This is a genomic window from Streptomyces showdoensis (assembly GCF_039535475.1).
In the GTDB taxonomy this organism is placed as follows: Bacteria; Actinomycetota; Actinomycetes; order Streptomycetales; family Streptomycetaceae; genus Streptomyces; species Streptomyces showdoensis.
This window is the reverse complement of sequence record NZ_BAAAXG010000026.1, coordinates 2992190-3009699: the sequence shown is the minus strand read 5'-3', so window position 1 is coordinate 3009699 and position 17510 is coordinate 2992190. Positions and strand designations below refer to the sequence as shown.

Sequence of the window (17510 nt, the reverse complement as noted above, 5' to 3'; positions counted from 1 at the left end):
CTCAGTCCGCCCCGGCCCCGAGCGCGTGCGCCACCAGCGCCGGACCTGCCCCGGTCACCGCGATCGCCCCGTCCCTGTCGGTGCTCAGCACCCGGGCCCCGCCGGCCCGCAGCGCCCCGAGGGTCAGCGGCGAGGGGTGCCCGTAGGGGTTGTCCCGGCCCGCCGACACCAGGGCCAGCCGGGGCCGCACCGCCCGTATGAGCCCCAGGTCCTGATGGGCGGACCCGTGATGGGCGACCTTGAGCACGTCGACGGGCGGCAGCGCCGGATACGCCCGCAACAGGCCCCGCTGGGCCGGGGGTTCGAGGTCCCCGAGGAGCAGCAGGGTCAGCCCTCCCGCGGTGCGGACGAACAGCGTGACGCTGGCGTCGTTGGCCCCGGAACCGCCCTCCGCCCCTCCGGAATCCGAGCCACCGGGGTCCGCCCCGCCGGAACCCGTCCCCCCGTGCCCGGCCCGGCCGGGTACGGCCCCCGGCCACAGCACCCGCCACTCCAGCGGGCCCAGCACGCGCCGCTCCCCCGCCCCGGCCGGCACCAGCGGGACCCCCGCCGCCGCGGCCGTCCGGCGCACGAACTCGGCCTGCTCCGGCGGCTCCGCGAGCCCGGTCGTCTGGATCGCTCCCACCGCCCGTCCGCGCAGCACACCGGGCAGCCCCGCGACGTGGTCCGCGTGGAAGTGGGTCAGCACCAGCAGCGGGATCCGGCGCACCCCGAGGTCCCGCAGGCACCGGTCGACCGGCGCCGGCTCGGGCCCCGCGTCCACCACGACGGCCGCGTCCCCGCCGGCCGCCAGCACCGTCGCGTCGCCCTGGCCGACCTGGCACATCGCGAACACCCAGCCCGACGGCGGCCACCCGGTCACCAGCCGGGCCAACGGCGGCGGCCGCACCACCGCCAGGAACAGCAGCACCCCGCAGCCCGCCCCGATCCACCGCCGGTACGGCAGCCGCCGCGCGGCCAGGACCACGATCCCGGAGAGCAGCGCGAGCAGCAGCCCGCCCCACCAGCCGTCCGGCCACTCCGTCTCCGCCCCCGGCAGCCCCGCCCCGGCACGGGCCACCCCCGCGATCCAGCCGGCGGGCCACCCGGCGGCCCACGCCACGGCCCCGGCGGCCCACGGCCACACCTGCGCGAGCCCCAGGGCGGCGAACCCGAGCACCGTGGCCGGGGCCACCGCGGGCTCCGCGAGGACGTTGGCGGGGACCGCCACCAGACTCACCCGGGCCGCGAACACCGCCACCACGGGCGCGCACACCGCCTGCGCCGCCAGCGTGGCCGCCAGCGCCTCCGCGACCCGGCCCGGCACCCCGCGCCGGGCCAGCGCCTCGCTCCATCGTGGGGCCACCGTCAGCAGCGCCCCGGTGGCCAGGACCGACAACAGGAAGCCGTAACTGCGGGCCAGCCACGGGTCGTACAGCACCAGGACGAGCACCGCCGCCGCGAGCGCCGGGATCAGCGACCGGCGGCGGCCCGTCGCGATGGCCAGCAGCGTGACGAGCCCGCAGGCCGCCGCCCGCAGCACGCTCGGGTCGGGACGGCAGACCACGACGAAGGCGAGCGTGAGACCGCCCCCGGCCAGTGCGGTGGTCCGCAGCGGGATGCCGAGCCTCGGGGCGAGACCGCCCCGCTCGCTCCGCTGCGCGCTGCCGGGACGGCCGATGAGGAGGAGCAGCACGAGCGTGAGGTTCGACCCGGACACGGCCAGAAGGTGCGTGAGGTCGGTCGCCTCGAAGGCCTCCTCCAGCTCCGGACCGATCCGGGAGGTGTCCCCGACCACCAGGCCCGGCAGCAGGGCCCGCGCGTCCGGGGGCAGGCCCTCCGTCGCCCGCCGCAGCCCTGCCCGCAGGCTCCCGGCGGTGCGCTGGAGCCCGCTCGGCGGCCCCGTGACGCGGGGCGGTCCCGCACCGTCCGCCCGCAGCACCGCGGCGAAGGGGTCGCCCGCCCGGGCCGGGAGCGCGAGCCGCCCCGTCACCCGCAGCCGGGTCGACGGCAGCAGTCGCAGCCACTCCCGGCGCCCGTCTCCCGCCACCACCACGACCAGGACCGGGGCTCTGGTCCGGTGCACCGCGCCGTCCCGGTCCTCGACGCGGACCACCTCGCCCTCCAGGACCACCGAGACCGGAGCCGCCCGGCTCCCGCCCGCCCTCGGCCGGGTCAGCCGCGGATCGGAGGCGACGACCACCTCCGCCCCCACCCGGCCGCCGTCCCGGGCGAGTCCAGGCACCGGACCGCGCCGCAGATCGGCCGCGTGCAGCCCGCCGGACGCGGCCCCGGCGGCGGCGCAGAGCAGCACCCCGGCACAGGCGGTCGCCCGTAACCCGCGCCGGGCGGCCGGGCGGAGCAACAGCGCGGCCCCGGCCAGACAGAGCAGCACGCCCGCCACGCTCCACCAGCCGACGACGCCCACGGCGACGGCCGCCCCGCCCCACGCGGCCAGCGCAGGCGGCACGAGCCGCAGATCGGCCGGGCCCTCGTCCCACCCGGCGGGCCCCTCGGGACGTCCGCCTCCGGCCGGGACGGCGGGGCTCATGGCCGCACCAGCGGTTCGAGGTCCGCGAACCGGCGCTCGCCGATCCCGTCGACCTCGCGCAGCTCGGCCACCGACCGGAAGCCGCCGTGCTCGATCCGGTGCTCCACGATGTGGCGGGCCAGCACCGGGCCCACTCCCGGCAGGGTGTCGAGCTGCTCCGCGGTCGCCGCGTTGAGGCTCAGCGGCTGCGCGGGCCCCGCCGCCCCCACACCCGTCCCGCCCGCGCCGGGCATCCCGGCCGTCCCGGCCATCCCCGGCAGCCCGACCACGACCTGCTCGCCGTCCAGGAGGACCCGGGCCCGGTTGAGGCCCGTGACGTCCGCACCCGGCCGGACCCCGCCCGCCGCACGCAGGGCGTCGGCGACCCGGGATCCCGCGGGCAGCGTGAGCACCCCCGGCCGGAGCACCTTGCCGCCGACGTCCACGACGACCACCGGCGGGGCCGAGGCCGCGGGCGACGGGAACCCCGGCTCCGCGGGGGAAACGTCCGCCGGGGGCAGCGGCCTGGCCGCGCCCACCACCTCGGGCGCCCTGACCTGCTGGGGCCGCCCCGCCCAGAAGAACGCGCCCGCGACGCCCGCGGCCACGACGAGGACCACGGCGAGCGCGGCCAGCGAGCGCCGTTCGAGCCCGCACCGGGACTGGACCCACAAGGGCATCCGCTCCCGCAGCGCGAGCCACAGCCGTTCCCTCCGTCGAGGCGGCTCCGGTCGCCGTGCCGGCGAGGGTGGGGGCGGAGGCGGCGGAGGTGGTGGCGGAGGCGTGGGGACGGCCGGGGGCTCCGCCGCCGGGAACAGCGCGTCGCCCCGGAGCCGTACCCCTCCCGGAGGCCCTCCCGCAGCCGCTCCCGGAGGCCCTCCCGGAGCCCCCGCCGCGTGCCTCGCCCGGGTCCGCCGCCGGGCCCTCCCGTCCGAGCCGGGCGGCCGGCCGGGACCGCTCGTGGCCACGGCGCCGCGTGCACGCCGACGGGTCGTTGCGATGTGTGTGCGAAGAGTCATGGACGAGACGGTAGGCAGATTCCTCGGATCTCGCCGAGACGCCCCGATTCCCGGGGAAAACGGTCCGGTTGGGGAAAACCTCGCCACTCGGACGGGGGATACCGGACGCGGCGGGAACCGTCAGCGTGGAGAGACGACCACCGCGAGCAGGCCCGGCCCGGTGTGTGCGCCGATCACCGCGCCCACCTCGCTGACCTCCAGGTCCTCGATGGCGGGCAGCCTGCCGCGCAGCCGCTCGGCCAGCGCGGCGGCGCGGTCGGGGGCGGCGAGGTGGTGGACGGCGATGTCGACGGGTCCGGCGCCGGCCCGCTCGACGGCGATCTCCTCCAGCCGGGCGATCGCCTTCGAGGCCGTGCGCACCTTCTCGCGCAGCTCGATCCGCCCGCCGTCCAGTTCGAGCAGCGGCTTCACGGCCAGCGCGGATCCGAGCAGCGCCTGCGCCGCCCCGATGCGCCCGCCGCGGCGCAGGTAGTCGAGGGTGTCGACGTAGAAGAACGCGGAGGTCCCCTCGGCCCGCTTCTCGGCCGCCGCGACGGCCTCGTCGAGCGAGCCGCCCGCGTCGGCGACCTCGGCCGCGGCCAGGGCGCAGAAGCCGAGCGCCATCCCGACCATCCGGGTGTCGACGACCCGTACCGGCACGGGGGCGTCCTTGGCGGCCACCACGGCGGCGTCGTAGGTACCGGAGAACTCGGCGGACAGGTGCAGCGAGACGATGCCGCGGGCCCCCGCCTCGGCGGCCGTGCGGTAGGCCGCGGCGAAGACCTCGGGGCCGGGCCGCGAGGTGGTCACCGAACGGCGCTTCTGCAGCGCCTCGGCGAGGGAACGGGCGGAGATCTCGGTGCCCTCCTCCAGCGCGCGGTCGCCGATGACCACGGTGAGCGGGACGGAGGTGATGGCGTGCCGCTCCATCGTCTGGGGTGGCAGGTAGGCCGTGGAATCGGTGACGATCGCGACATGCCGGGACATGAGCGGGAGGTTACCCGCAGGGGCCGCGGCACGGCAGCCCGGCCCCCACCGCTCTCAGGTGGTGGTCTCCGGCCGGCTCGTCTTCTCCCACGGATAGGGCGTCCGCAGCGGGTCGGGGCCGGTGATCGCCTGCGGCCGCCCGGGCGCCGCGGACTCGGCTCCCGCCCAGCTCCGCCCCTGCTCGGCGGCGGCCGCCGGAGCCCCCGCCTCGGGCCACGAGAACCCGGCCGCGCCCGCCGTGCTCCCGGCCGCCCCACCGCCCGCGGCCCCGGTGTCGGAGCCCGTCCAGTGGCGCAGGGCACCGGCCTCCATGTCGATCTGGGCGCTCAGCGAGGACAGCTCGTCCTCGGCGAACCGGTGGGCCCGGTCCCTGGCCGCCCAGCGCAGCGAGTCGGCGGAGTGGGTGATCTGCTCCGTGCGCCGGCGGAGCTCCCCCAGCTGGTCCCGGACCCGCGCCTTGTCCGGCTCCCGTTCGAGCCGCTTGAGGTCCTCGTCCAGCTCGCGCCCGTGCGTGCTCAGCCGCTGGAACAGGTCCAGGGACTCCTTGAGGGAGGCGTCCTCGGCGACGCCCGCCTGCAGCGCGTCCTGGGTGGCCCGCATCGAGGTCCGCAGCGAGAGGCGCAGCTGCGCCAGCTCGCCCGCGGTGCCGGTCTGGCCGAAGCTCTTGGCCCGCAGGGTCGTGTCCTCGACCGTGCGCCGGGCCTGGTCGATCGTGCGGTCGACCCCGCGCTTGGCCGCCTTGGCCACCTTCACCGTGGCGTAGACCCCCAGCGCCACGAAGGCGACGAAGAGCAGCGCCATGATCGTGATCGCGGCTTCCATGTGCCTCGCCCCTCCGCCTTCGCTTGTGGTTCTTCCACGGTAAACGGAAAGGGCAGGCCGGGGGTTCCATCGGAACCCCCAACCTGCCCCCAGCATCCCCCTAGGGGACGCCGTGCATCAGGCGCCGTGCATCACAGGCCGTGCATCACACGCCGTGCATCACACGCCGCGCGTCAGGCGACGATGTTGACCAGCTTCGGCGCGCGGACGATCACCTTGCGGATCTCCGCACCGCCCAGCGCGGCGACCACGTGCGCGTCGCCCAGCGCCAGGGCCTCCAGCTCCGCGTCGGTGATCGACGGGGAGACCTCGAGGCGGGCCTTGACCTTGCCCTTGATCTGCACGACGCAGGTCACGGTCTCGTCGACGACGTACGCCGGGTCGGCGACCGGGAAGTCCTGGTGGACGACCGAGTCGCCGTGGCCCAGGCGGTGCCACAGCTCCTCGGCGATGTGCGGGGCCAGCGGGGCGACCAGCAGCACCAGCTGCTCGGCGACCGGGCGGGACAGCGCGCCACCGGACTTGGTCAGGTGGTTGTTCAGCTCGGTGATCTTGGCGATGGCCGTGTTGAAGCGCATCCCGGCCATGTCCTGCGAGACACCGTCGATGGCCTTGTGCAGGGCGCGCAGGGTGTCCTCGTCGGCGGGCTCGTCCACGACGGTGGCCTCGCCGGTCGACTCGTCGACGATGTTGCGCCACAGCCGCTGCAGCAGCCGGTACTGGCCGACCACGGCGCGGGTGTCCCACGGACGGGAGACGTCCAGGGGGCCCATGGCCATCTCGTACAGGCGCAGGGTGTCGGCACCGTACTCGACGCAGATCTCGTCCGGGGTGACCGCGTTCTTCAGGGACTTGCCCATCTTGCCCAGGACGCGGCTGACCTTCTCGCCCTCGTACCAGAACGCGCCGTCGCGCTCCTCGACCTCGGCGGCCGGGACCGCGATGCCGCGGGCGTCCCGGTACACGAAGGCCTGGATCATGCCCTGGTTGTACAGCTTGTGGAAGGGCTCGGCCGAGGACACGTGGCCCAGGTCGAACAGCATCTTGGACCAGAAGCGGGCGTACAGCAGGTGCAGCACGGCGTGCTCGGCACCGCCGACGTACAGGTCGACGCCGCCGGTGGGCATGCCCTCGCGCGGACCCATCCAGTACTGCTCGACGGCCGGGTCGACCAGCTTCTCGTCGTTGTGCGGGTCCAGGTAGCGCAGCTCGTACCAGCAGGAACCGGCCCAGTTGGGCATGGTGTTGGTCTCGCGGCGGTACTTCTTCGGGCCGGCCCCGTCGCCCAGGTCCAGGGTCACGTGGACCCAGTCCTCGTTGCGCGACAGCGGGGTCTCCGGCTGGGTGTCCGCGTCCTCGGGGTCGAAGGTGCGCGGCGAGTAGTCCTCGACCTCCGGCAGCTCCAGCGGCAGCATGGACTCGGGCAGCGCGTGGGCGACGCCGTCCTCGTCGTAGACGATCGGGAAGGGCTCGCCCCAGTAGCGCTGGCGGCTGAACAGCCAGTCGCGCAGGCGGAAGTTGACGGTGCCCTCGCCGATGCCGCGGTCGGCCAGCCAGGCGGTGATCCGCTCCTTGGCCTCGACGACGCCCAGGCCGTCCAGCGCCACGTCCTCGTTGGAGGAGTTGACCAGCTTCGCCTCGTAGGAGGAGAAGGCGTCGTCCCACGTGGCCGGGTCGGTGCCGCGGCCGTCGGAGGGCTCCACCACGCAGCGCATCGGCAGCTCGAAGGCGCGCGCGAAGGCGAAGTCGCGGCCGTCGTGCGCCGGGACGGCCATGATCGCGCCGGTTCCGTAGCCCATCAGGACGTAGTCGGCGATGAAGACGGGGACCTGCTCGCCGCTGACCGGGTTGGTCGCGTACGCGCCGGTGAAGACGCCGGTCTTCTCCTTGGCCTCGGCCTGACGCTCGACGTCGGACTTGGAGGCGGCCTGCTTGCGGTAGGCGTCGACGGCCTCGGCCGGGGTGGCGTGGCCGCCGGTCCACACGGCGTGGGTGCCCTCGGGCCAGGCTGCCGGGACGATCTTCTCGACCAGCTCGTGCTCGGGGGCCAGCACCATGTAGGTGGCGCCGAACAGGGTGTCCTGGCGGGTGGTGAAGACGGTGATGGCACCGGCCTCGCCGACCTGGAAGTCGACGCGGGCGCCCTCGGAGCGGCCGATCCAGTTGCGCTGCTGCAGCTTGATGGCCTCGGGCCAGTCCAGCGCGTCCAGGTCGTCCAGCAGGCGGTCCGCGTAGGCGGTGATGCGCATGTTCCACTGGCGCAGCTTGGACTTGAAGACGGGGAAGTTGCCGCGCTCGGAACGGCCGTCGGCGGTGACCTCCTCGTTGGCCAGCACGGTGCCCAGGCCGGGGCACCAGTTGACCGGGGCGTCGGAGGCGTACGCCAGGCGGTACTCGCCCAGGACGTCGGCGCGCTCGACGGCGCTCAGGGCGTTCCAGTCACGGCCGCCGGGGACCTCGCGGGTGCCGTTCTCGAACTGCTCGACCAGCTCGGCGATCGGGCGGGCCTTCGCGGCGTCCGTGTCGTACCAGGAGTTGAAGATCTGCAGGAAGATCCACTGGGTCCAGCGGTAGTACTCCGGGTCGATCGTGGCGAACGACCGGCGCTTGTCGTGACCCAGGCCCAGCCGGCGCAGCTGGACCTTCATGTTCTCCATGTTGGCCTCGGTCGACACGCGCGGGTGCGTGCCGGTCTGCACGGCGTACTGCTCGGCCGGCAGGCCGAAGGCGTCGAAGCCCAGGGTGTGGAGGACGTTGTGCCCGGTCATGCGCGCGTGACGGGCGAAGACGTCGGTGGCGATGTACCCCAGGGGGTGGCCGACGTGGAGGCCCGCGCCGGAGGGGTACGGGAACATGTCCATGATGAACTTCTTGGGGCGGGCCACGACGGCCGCGTCCCCGGCCAGGTCACCGGTGGGGTTCGGGGCCTCGTAGGTGCCCTCGGCGTCCCAGGCGTCCTGCCAGCGTGCCTCGATGTCGGCGGCCATGGCCGCCGTGTAGCGATGCTGGGCCGCCGTCTCGGCAGCCGTGTTGATCTCGGTCATGATCCTTGAAGCTCCATCGATCGTCTCTGCCCACTGCCAGCAACTGCCACGAAACGAAAAAACCCCTCGCACAGGAGGGGGCGCCGCGCCGATGCCGACCGGATCTTCATCCGTCGGGACTGATCAGCGCGGCTCGCTAAGCAGAAGGCGTACGGCACGCATGGCGCCAGGGTACCGCAGCGCCTGCGCGGGCCGCATCGACGTTCCAGGGGGCGGGCCGGCACATAAAGAAAGCGGGCCATCCGATCCGGATGACCCGCTTCTTTTCTGTGGAGCTAAGGAGATTTGAACTCCTGACCCCTTGCATGCCATGCAAGTGCTCTACCAACTGAGCTATAGCCCCTTGTCGTTCATCCCCGCTTCGGTTTCCGTTTCCGTTTCCCTCGCGGCGACAGACAGAACATTAACCGGCTCCTCGCCAGATCGCCAAATCGGTTCCCGGCAGGTCCGGGCCCTGCGGGTAGGGTCGCCCCCTGTGACCCAGTCCGTGCTTGCCCGATCCCCCGCCCGCCGATGGCCCCTGGCCACCGCCGCCACCGTCTGCCTGCTCTCGTTCGCGGCCTTCTGGGTGGCGCAGCGCCTCGCCCACGTGAACATGCTCGACGTGATGGTCTACCGGGCCGAGGGCGAGACGCTGCGGGCCGGCGGCGACCTGTACGCGATGCGGGCCACGTCGGCGAACCTCGCCATGACCTATCCGCCGTTCGCGGCCGTGCTCTTCCTGCCGCTGACGCTCGTGAGCGTCCCGCTGATGCGGACGCTCACCACCGCGGGGAACCTGCTCCTGGTGGTGGCGCTGGTCCAGCTGTCGCTCCAGCTGGTCCGCCCGGCGCTGTCCCGCGCGGGGTCCCGCGCCGAGCTGTGGCGCACGACCCTGTGGGTCGCCGCGATCGTGGTCTGGTGCGAGCCGGTGTGGACGACGCTGCGGTACGGGCAGATCAACCTGCTCGTCGCGGTGGCGGTGCTGTGGGACCTCACCCGGCGCGAGGGCAGCCGCTGGGCCGGGCTGGGCATCGGGCTCGCGACCGCGGTGAAGCTCACCCCGGGCCTCTTCGTGGTCCTGCTGCTCGCCGCGGGACTGCTGCTGTGGCGCCGGGACCGGAACCTGAACCAGTGGCTGCGGACGGCGCTGACGGCGACCGGGGTCTTCCTGGTGACGACGCTCACGATGGCGCTGGCCCTGCCCGCCGACTCGAAGAAGTTCTGGACGCAGACCCTGTTCGAGACGGGCCGGGTCGGTCACGCCGAGGAGACCGCCAACCAGTCGATCAGCGGGGTCCTGGCCCGGCTGATGCACACCGACGCGCCGGGCCTGTGGTGGGTGGCGGCGGCCGCCCTGCTGGGCGGCGCGGCGATGGTGCTGGCGGTCCGGGCGGCGGTGCGCGGCGACAGGGCGGTGGCCGTGGTCGTGACCGCCTTCACGGCGCTGATGATCAGCCCGATCTCCTGGTCCCACCACTGGGTGTGGTGCGTGCCGCTGCTGATCCTGCTGTACGACCGGACCACGCGCTTCTGGCCGGTGACGGGAGCGGTGGCGCTGGCCTTCGCCTCGTTCGCGCTCTGGTGGGTGCCGCACGACCCGGGCCGTCCCGAACTGGACCAGAACGCGGGCCAGATGCTGCTCTCCGCGGTCTATCCGCTGACGGCCACGGCGGTGTTCGCCGGTTATGCGATCGCGCTGCGGCGCCGGGCGGCCGGCGGTCGGCGCCCGGCCCGTGAGGAGTCCTCGGCGCCCACGGCCCGTGAGGCCCACGAGGCCCCCGCGGCTCCCTCGGCCCACGGGGCTCCGCGGGCGTCGGCTCAGGCCGTCGCGAAGGAGTAGAAGCGCTTGAGGGTGCAGTGTTCGTCGAGGAGCCGGCCGTAGATCGGCTCCCCTTCGAGCTCACGGTAGGTCTCGATCGGGTCGCCTTTTATGATCAGCGCCCGCGCGCATTCCTCGCACCAGTACTGGAACTCGGGATTGACCGGGTCCATGTCCCGGACGATGGGCGTGCCGCTGCCGCACCAGTCGCACTTCCGCCTGTGTGCACCCATCGGTCAGCTCCGGTCGCGGCGGGACGTACACGCACGGGGCGCGGCTGGTTCCGCGACGGCATCGGCTTCGGTCACCTCGGCACCGTCCACGGCCATGCGCGCTCCCTCCCGCCCGGACCCACGTCCCCTCCGGCGGTCCGATTCTGCCATGGCCCCGCAAGGTGGTCAGCGCCGTCTGCGGACGAGACCGGTGGCGGCGCCCGTGATCGCCGTCGCGGCCAGCGCGACGGCGCACAACCAGAGCGCGTCCGCCGACGCGCGCGCCCCCGGTGCGGTGATCCCGCCGAAGTAGAGGCTGCCGAAGGCGGCGACCCCGATCAGCTGCCCGAGCTGGGTGACGGTGGCGAGCAGCCCGCTGGCGTCGGCCGCGTCCTCGGGCCGTACGGTCGCGAGCGCGCCGGTCAGGGCCGGGCTGAAGGCCAGCGCGAGCCCGGCGCCCATCGCGCACAGCACCGGGTAGAGCTCCCGGCCGCCGTCGCCGCCGTCCGCCAGGACGCCGCCGACGGCGAGCGCGGCGACGGCCGTCAGCAGGAAGCCGCACGGGACGAGGAAGCGCTGCCAGGCGGCCGGCCAGCGCCGCCAGGTGAGGCCCACGAGGCCGAAGACGGCGGCGGTCGGCGCGAAGGTGAGCCCGGCCCGCAGGGCGCTGTGCCCGAGCGCGCCCTGCAGGTGCAGGGTGAGGGTGAACAGGAAGCCCGCGTTGACGGCCATGACCGCGGCGATCCGCAGCGCGGCCCGCCCGATGCCCGGGATCCGCAGGACCCGGGGGGCGATGAGCGGGGCGCCGCCGCGCCGGGCCAGCCGGGCCTCGTACGCCCCGAAGGCGGCCAGGAAGAGCGCGGAGCCGCCCAGCGAGAGCCAGGTCCACAGCGGCCAGTCCGCCTCCTGGCCCAGGACGAGCGGGACGGTGAGCAGGGACACGGTGGCGGCCAGCAGGAGCAGCCCCGGCAGGTCGAGGGAGCGGGCCCGCCCGGGCGCGGTGCGCGCGTCGCGGGGCAGCACCTTGGCGCCGAGGAGGAGCAGGGCCAGCCCGATGGGCACGTTGACCAGGAAGACCGGCCGCCAGCCGGTGCCGAACAGGTCGGCGCTGACCAGGAGGCCGCCGGCGACCTGGCCGGCCGCGGCGCCGGTGGCGAGGACGGCCGCGTAGGCGCCGAGCGCCCGGACCCGGGCCTCCCCGGTGAAGTTGCGCTGGATGAGGCTGAGCACCTGCGGGATCATGAGCGCCGATCCCGCGCCCTGGGCGATCCTGAAGGCGATCAACTGCCCGGTGCCGGCGGCCAGTCCGCAGGCGAGCGAGGCGGCGGTGAAGAGGGCGAGGCCCACGAGGTACATGCGCCGGTGGCCCGCCAGGTCGCCGAGGCGGGCCCCGGTGATGAGCAACACGGCGTAGGCGATGGCGTATCCGGCGACGACCAGCTGGATTCCGGCGCCGGAGGCGGCGAGTTCGAGGCGGATGGTGGGGGCGGCGACGTTGACGATGAAGACGTCGAGGAGCGCCATGAACTGGGCGGCGAGCACGACGGCGAGCAGCGGACCGCGACGATTGTCGGTGCCACCGTCTTTACTGAGTACGGGACGTGTTGTGGTCGTCGTCATACGAGCAGCGTGACGCCGGTCCGATACGGGTGACGAGAGCCCGCCGATGCTGGTACCGGCAGCACCTGGCAACGGCGGCACGGGGACTCGACCATGGGGGTGTGACGACGTTGGCAGCGATCCAACAGCGCCGCAGACCGGAGCTGGCCGCCTTCCTGCGCGCCCGCCGGGCGCGGGTGACACCGGAGGACGTGGGCATGGCCCCCGGCCTGCGGCGGCGCACGCCGGGCCTGCGCCGGGAGGAGGTGGCCCAGCTCTCGGGCGTGGGCGTGACCTGGTACACGTGGTTGGAGCAGGGCCGTCCGATCAACGCCTCGGCCCAGGTCCTCGACGCGGTGGCCCGCACCCTGCGCCTGGACCGGCCCGAGCGCGAGCACCTCTACCACCTGGCGGAGGTGCCGTACGAGCCGGAGACGGCCACCGAGGACGCGGCGGGCGTCAGCCCGGAGATCCAGGGCGTCCTGGACGCCCTGGCGCCCCAGCCCGCGGTCGTCTACAACGCGCGGTACGACGTGCTGGCGACGAACACGACGTACGACCTGCTGTTCGACGTCGAGGCACTCACCCGGGAGCCCGGCCCCGGCGGGATACGGAACGTGCTGTGGAGCCTGTTCACGATGCCCGACCTGGAGTGCCCCCTGGTCGACAAGCGGCTGGAGCTGCCCCTGATGGTGGCCCAGCTGCGGGGTTCGTACGGGCGCCATGTCGGCGAGCCCGCCTGGGAGGAGCTCGTCCGGTGCCTGTCGGAGGCCAGCCCGTACTTCGCGGAGCTGTGGCGCAGCGGCGACGTCCTGCCGCCGGGCACCCGGGTGAAGAGCTTCCGGCACCAGGCGGTGGGCGAGATACGGATGACCTCGGTGTCGCTCTCCATCAACGGGATGCCGGGGTGCCGGATCGTCACCTACACGCCGAACGACGAGGCGAGCCGTCGCGCCATCGGCGCGCTGTGCGAAGGCGCCTGACCCGGCGGAGGCCGCAGGAGGCCGATGGCGTCCGGCGGAGCCGGCGGAATCCGCGGGAAGGCCGGCGGAATCCGACGAGGGGCGGGAAACGACGAATCCCGCCCCCTTGTGGGGACGGGATTCGAGGATTGTGGAGCTAAGGAGATTTGAACTCCTGACCCCTTGCATGCCATGCAAGTGCTCTACCAACTGAGCTATAGCCCCTCGTGTTCTTCGCGCTCTGCGCTGCGAACAAGAAGAACTCTAGCCTGAGACCTACCGGAAAGTGAAATCCGGGGTCTGCGGGGCCCGGGCCGGGCTCAGTCGTCGTCGCCGAGCACGGGCTCGGGCAGCGTGCCGGCGTTGTGCTCCATGAGGCGCCAGCCCCGCGCGCCCTCGCCGAGGACGGACCAGCAGCAGTTCGAGAGCCCGCCAAGGCTCTCCCAGTGCTGGGCCTCCAGACCGAGCAGCCGGCCGATGGTGGTGCGGATGGTGCCGCCGTGGCTGACCACGACGAGCGTGCCGTCCTCGGGCAGCTTATCGGCGTGCTCCAGGACCACCGGGGCGGCCCGGTCGGCCACCTCGGTCTCCAGCTCGCCGCCACCGCGGCGCACCGGTTCGCCCCGCTTCCAGGCGGCGTACTGCTCGCCGTAGCGCGAGGTGATCTCGTCGTGGGTCAGCCCCTGCCACTCCCCCGCGTAGGTCTCCCGCAGGGCGGAGTCATGGGCGACCACATGACCCGTGATCGCGGAGAGCTCGGCGGCCGTGGCCGCCGCCCGCTTCAGGTCGGAGGCGACGATGGCGTCGGGCTCCAGGGCGGCGAGCAGCCGGGCGGCCCGACGCGCCTGGGCGACGCCGGTCTCGGTCAGCTCGATGTCCGTGGACCCCTGGAAGCGGCGCTCCAGGTTCCAGGAGGTCTGGCCGTGCCGCCACAGGACGATGCGGCGGCCCGTGCCGCCCTTGCCGCCGGTCAGCTCAGCTCACCGTCCGCCCCGTCGGTGCCCATGAGACGGGCGTGCTCCTCGGCCTTGCCGCGGGTCTGCACGGCGTCCTCGGGGAGCGCGATCTCGGGGCAGTCCTTCCACAGCCGCTCGAGGGCGTAGAAGACACGCTCCTCGCTGTGCTGGACGTGGACGACGATGTCGACGTAGTCGAGGAGGATCCAGCGGGCGTCGCGGTCGCCCTCCCGGCGCACCGGCTTGGCGCCGAGCTCCTTGTTCAGGCGCTCCTCGATCTCGTCGACGATCGACTTGACCTGGCGGTCGTTGGGGGCGGAGGCGAGCAGGAAGGCGTCGGTGATCGACAGCACATCGCTGACGTCGTAAGCGATGATGTCGTGCGCGAGTCGGTCGGCCGCCGCCTGGGCGGCGAGGGTGACGAGCTCGATGGAGCGGTCCGTGGCGGTCACAAGCAGGCTTTCGTCGGCGGTCTGAGTCACCTCAAGGGTCTCACGTACCGCCGACGGGCCCGAAAAGGATTAACGGAAGGTCACCGTTCGGCTCCGCGAACCTTGTAGTCCTGCCCCAGCACCACGGTGACCTCGGCGTTTCCGGCGGCCTTGCCCTTGGTGACGGATCCGGCGGGCAGACCGAGGGTGGCCGCGACCTCGACCGCGTCCGCCTTCCGCGCCTCGTCGCCGTAGATCACCTGGGACTTCTCCTGCTCGTCGGCCTTGGTGCCGCCGACCACGACGTAGCCGCCGTTGGTCAGGACCACCCGGGCCGCCTCGGTGGCGCCGGAGCCGCTGGCGTCCCGGATGGCGACGCGGGTCGCCGCGCCCTGCTCCGGAGCGGAGACCTTGCCGCCGAGGATGTCCTTGACCACGCTGTCGCCGGTGGCCTCGCTGAGCGAGCCGTCGGGCTCGACCGGCAGGACCGCCGTCTTGTAGTCGCCGACCTTGGCGTGCTCGGCCAGCTTGGCGAGGGAGGCGCCGAGGTCCTTCTCCGGCAGCGAGGGGTCGAGGATCTGGGCGAGGGTGCCGACGGTGAGCGTGGCGGCCTGGGGGTCGTCGGAGATCTTCCGCAGCACCCCGTACATGACCTGGCCGAAGCGCTGGAGCTGCTTGGCCTCGGCCTCGCCGGGCGCCCGGTAGGTGGCGTAGGCGACGGCGGCCCGGCCGTTGAGGGTCTGGTTCTCGCCCTTCTTGACCAGCGGCTCGGCACCGGGCTTGGCGCCGGGCACGTCGGTGTCGGTGGTGATGTCGATGCTGCTGACGAGCTCGACGAGGCTCTCCAGATAGGGGGTGTCGAGCCGCCAGGTGCCGGTGATCTTCGTGCCCAGGAGGTTGCCGACCGCCTCGCGGGTGCCGCTGGAGCCGTCGTCCTCGACGGACTTGGCGAGCGTGGTGGTGGAGCCCTCGTCGTCGGCGACGGCGAGGGTGTTGGGCAGCAGGACGGTGGTGCCCTGCTTGGTGGTGGTGTTGTCCACCAGGAGGGCGGTGGACGTGCCGCCGCCGGTGGTGTTGTGCAGGTGGACGATGATCGTGTCGCGCTTCTGCGGCCCGGTGGCGGCGTTCTGCTTCTGCTCGTCGCCGGAGGTGCCGGGGAGCTTGCCGGCGAACCAGAGGTAGCCGACGCCGCCGACCACGACGAGGACGAGGGCCACCACGAGGGCGACGACACGGTTGCGGCCGCGGCGCCGGGCCTCCTCGCGCCGCTCGGAGCGGCTCTCGGTGAACGCGAGCCAGTCGATGACGTCCTCGGAGTCCTCGTCGGGCTCCTCGATGAACGAGAACTGCTCGGTGCGGTACGCGCGCCCGTCGTCCTCCGGCGCCGGGCGCTGCCCGGGCACGCCGGCCTGCGGGGCGGGCGACGGGGTCTGCGGCTCGGCGGCGGGCGGCGGCACGACGGGGGCGGCCTCGGTCCGGACGGCCCACTGCTGCCCGGTGTGGTCCACGTCGAGGGACTGGACCGGCTGCACGGGCTGCTGCGGCTGCTGGACCTGCTGACCGGTGTCGTACTGCTGGTAGTCGTACGAGGTCTGCTGGGCGTACGGGTCGTACTGCGGCTGCGGCTGGACGGGCTGCTGCGGCTGGACCGGCTGTCCGTACGGGTCGTAGCCGTAGTGCTGCTGGCCCTGCGGCTGCTGCGGCTGCTGGTGCTGTTGCGGCTGCTGCTGCGCGTACGGGTCGTAGTGCTGCTGCGGGACCTGCTGCTGGTACACCGGCTGCCCGTACTCGTCGTAGCCGATGATCTGCGGCTGCGGATAGTACGGGTCGTACGGGTTCTGCTGATCGTTCACCGGTGCCCCTCCCCGAGACTCACTCGCCGCGGTACAGCTGGCGCTTGTCGATGTAGCGCACCACGCCGTCCGGGACCAGGTACCAGACGGGGTCGTCCTGTGCGACCCTCGCCCGGCAGTCGGTGGACGAGATGGCGAGCGCGGGGACCTCGACCAGCGAGACCCCGCCCTTGGGCAGGCCGTCGTCGGTGAGGTCGTGGCCCGGACGGGTGACGCCGATGAAGTGGGCGAGCGAGAACAGCTCCTCGGCGTCCCGCCAGGTGAGGATCTGCGACAGCGCGTCGGCGCCGGTGATGAAGAAGAGGTCCGAGTCGCTGTTGAGGGAAGCCAGGTCCCGCAGCGTGTCGATGGTGTACGTCGGGCCGCCGCGGTCGATGTCGATGCGGCTGACCGAGAACTGCGGGTTGGAGGCGGTCGCGATGACCGTCATCAGATAGCGGTCCTCGGCCGCCGACACGGCCTTGTGGCTCTTCTGCCACGGCTGTCCGGTCGGCACGAACACCACCTCGTCGAGGTGGAACAGGGCGGCCACCTCACTGGCGGCCACCAGGTGTCCGTGATGGATCGGATCGAACGTTCCGCCCATCACGCCGAGTCGGCGCTTGCCGCGGCCGCCAGTAGGCACTTCCTGCTCTCCCATGCGTGCAGAGCCTACTGGCACGGCGACGGACGCCGGATCAGCGGCCTCTCGGCTCAGCGGTCGCGGTTGAAGCGGGTGGTGATCCAGAGCAGAAGCAGCAGCGCGAGGAGGGCGCCGCCACCCGTGACGTACGGGCTGAGGCTTTCGTGGTTGCCGCCGTGCTCGGCACCCTCGTTCGCGAGCGTGACCAGGTTGGCGGCGGTGGCGTGGAGGCTCATCTTCGGCAGGACCTTCGATCGGGGATGGGAGCGGAGACTTCGCGCACATCGTATGCGGGACGTCGCGGCGCGCTCACGCCGACTCAGGCGTTGGCGTCACCGGCACCCTTTTCGGCAGTCCCGTTCCCGGCGGTCTCGGCGTTCCCGGCGCTCGCCGCGCCCCCGTCCGTCCCGGTGCCGCCGCCGGCGCCGTTCCCGTCCTCCGCGCCCTGCGCGTCGTCCGCGCCGCTCCCGTAGCCCCGCAGCAGGAACCAGGCCAGCAGCGCGCCGCCCACGATCGAGACGAGCAGCACGATGCGGAGGGTGTCGCCGGGGCCCTGCTGCTCCGTCGCGGCGAGCAGGGTGGTGACGGCGGTGGTCGCGTGGTCCGTCATGGCGGTCGTGCTCCTCGGTTGTCCGCAGTGCCCGAGTTATCCACAGGCTCCGGCACACGGTAGCCCCCTCGCCTAGTCTGGGTTGCGTCAGGGGGACGAGCACC

General features: G+C 73.4%; 15 protein-coding genes and 2 tRNA genes. 2 read left to right on the top strand and 15 right to left on the bottom strand.

What is annotated here, in order from left to right; genetic code table 11:
* Position 1: 1 nt before the first annotated feature.
* The 6 genes from ABD981_RS26605 to ABD981_RS26580 all read right to left on the bottom strand — a co-directional run bounded on the left by ABD981_RS26605 (position 2) and on the right by ABD981_RS26580 (position 8703).
* A complete protein-coding gene (locus ABD981_RS26605; RefSeq protein ID WP_046905633.1) occupies positions 2-2530 on the bottom strand; it encodes a ComEC/Rec2 family competence protein in 2529 nt (842 codons plus the stop codon).
* Positions 2527-3189 carry a ComEA family DNA-binding protein gene (locus ABD981_RS26600; RefSeq protein ID WP_046905632.1) on the bottom strand — a complete coding sequence of 221 codons (663 nt, stop codon included), beginning with the start codon at positions 3187-3189 and terminating at the stop codon, positions 2527-2529. The genes ABD981_RS26605 and ABD981_RS26600 overlap by 4 nt, the downstream gene beginning before the upstream one ends.
* A gap of 459 nt (positions 3190-3648) precedes the next feature.
* Complete coding sequence (locus ABD981_RS26595; protein WP_046905631.1) at positions 3649-4494, bottom strand: DegV family protein; 846 nt, start codon at positions 4492-4494, stop codon at positions 3649-3651.
* Positions 4495-4548: 54 nt separating this feature from the next.
* Entirely contained in the window at positions 4549-5316 is a 768-nt protein-coding gene (locus ABD981_RS26590; protein ID WP_046905630.1) for a hypothetical protein, read from the bottom strand.
* 173 nt (positions 5317-5489) lie between these two features.
* Positions 5490-8360: a leucine--tRNA ligase gene (leuS, locus tag ABD981_RS26585; RefSeq protein WP_046905629.1), complete on the bottom strand. Its 2871-nt coding sequence runs from the start codon at positions 8358-8360 to the stop codon at positions 5490-5492.
* A 270-nt stretch (positions 8361-8630) separates the two neighbouring features.
* A tRNA-Ala gene (locus ABD981_RS26580) sits at positions 8631-8703 on the bottom strand.
* A 132-nt stretch (positions 8704-8835) separates the two neighbouring features.
* On the opposite strand from ABD981_RS26580, the gene ABD981_RS26575 reads away from it, so the two are divergent.
* Positions 8836-10182: a glycosyltransferase 87 family protein gene (locus ABD981_RS26575; protein ID WP_046905628.1), complete on the top strand. Its 1347-nt coding sequence runs from the start codon at positions 8836-8838 to the stop codon at positions 10180-10182.
* Here the strand turns inward: ABD981_RS26575 and ABD981_RS26570 are convergent.
* Together ABD981_RS26570 and ABD981_RS26565 are read right to left on the bottom strand one after the other, a co-directional pair.
* Positions 10161-10394: a hypothetical protein gene (locus ABD981_RS26570; RefSeq protein ID WP_005317760.1), complete on the bottom strand. Its 234-nt coding sequence runs from the start codon at positions 10392-10394 to the stop codon at positions 10161-10163. The two genes, ABD981_RS26575 and ABD981_RS26570, sit on opposite strands and share 22 nt — an antisense overlap.
* 165 nt (positions 10395-10559) lie before the next feature.
* Positions 10560-11993: an MFS transporter gene (locus ABD981_RS26565; RefSeq protein WP_205628099.1), complete on the bottom strand. Its 1434-nt coding sequence runs from the start codon at positions 11991-11993 to the stop codon at positions 10560-10562.
* Positions 11994-12094: 101 nt separating this feature from the next.
* Here ABD981_RS26565 and ABD981_RS26560 point away from each other — a divergent pair, with 101 nt between their 5' ends.
* Positions 12095-12955 (top strand): helix-turn-helix transcriptional regulator, encoded by an 861-nt coding sequence (locus tag ABD981_RS26560; protein WP_123954102.1) that lies wholly within the window; start codon positions 12095-12097, stop codon positions 12953-12955.
* 131 nt (positions 12956-13086) lie between these two features.
* Here ABD981_RS26560 and ABD981_RS26555 read toward each other — a convergent pair.
* The 7 genes from ABD981_RS26555 to ABD981_RS26525 form a co-directional block, all read right to left on the bottom strand.
* Positions 13087-13159, bottom strand: a tRNA-Ala gene (locus ABD981_RS26555).
* Between the two features lie 95 nt (positions 13160-13254).
* Positions 13255-13908 (bottom strand): histidine phosphatase family protein, encoded by a 654-nt coding sequence (locus tag ABD981_RS26550; RefSeq protein WP_046905626.1) that lies wholly within the window; start codon positions 13906-13908, stop codon positions 13255-13257.
* Entirely contained in the window at positions 13905-14372 is a 468-nt protein-coding gene (gene rsfS, locus ABD981_RS26545) for a ribosome silencing factor (RefSeq protein WP_205628098.1), read from the bottom strand. Before rsfS ends, ABD981_RS26550 begins: the two co-directional genes overlap by 4 nt.
* A 50-nt stretch (positions 14373-14422) precedes the next feature.
* A complete protein-coding gene (locus tag ABD981_RS26540) occupies positions 14423-16174 on the bottom strand; it encodes an LCP family protein (protein ID WP_046905624.1) in 1752 nt (583 codons plus the stop codon).
* A gap of 19 nt (positions 16175-16193) precedes the next feature.
* Complete coding sequence (gene nadD, locus ABD981_RS26535; protein WP_046905623.1) at positions 16194-16814, bottom strand: nicotinate-nucleotide adenylyltransferase; 621 nt, start codon at positions 16812-16814, stop codon at positions 16194-16196.
* Between the two features lie 53 nt (positions 16815-16867).
* A complete protein-coding gene (locus ABD981_RS26530) occupies positions 16868-17032 on the bottom strand; it encodes a hypothetical protein (RefSeq protein ID WP_046905622.1) in 165 nt (54 codons plus the stop codon).
* 83 nt (positions 17033-17115) lie between these two features.
* Positions 17116-17406 carry a hypothetical protein gene (locus ABD981_RS26525; protein WP_046905621.1) on the bottom strand — a complete coding sequence of 97 codons (291 nt, stop codon included), beginning with the start codon at positions 17404-17406 and terminating at the stop codon, positions 17116-17118.
* Positions 17407-17510 lie beyond the last annotated feature (104 nt).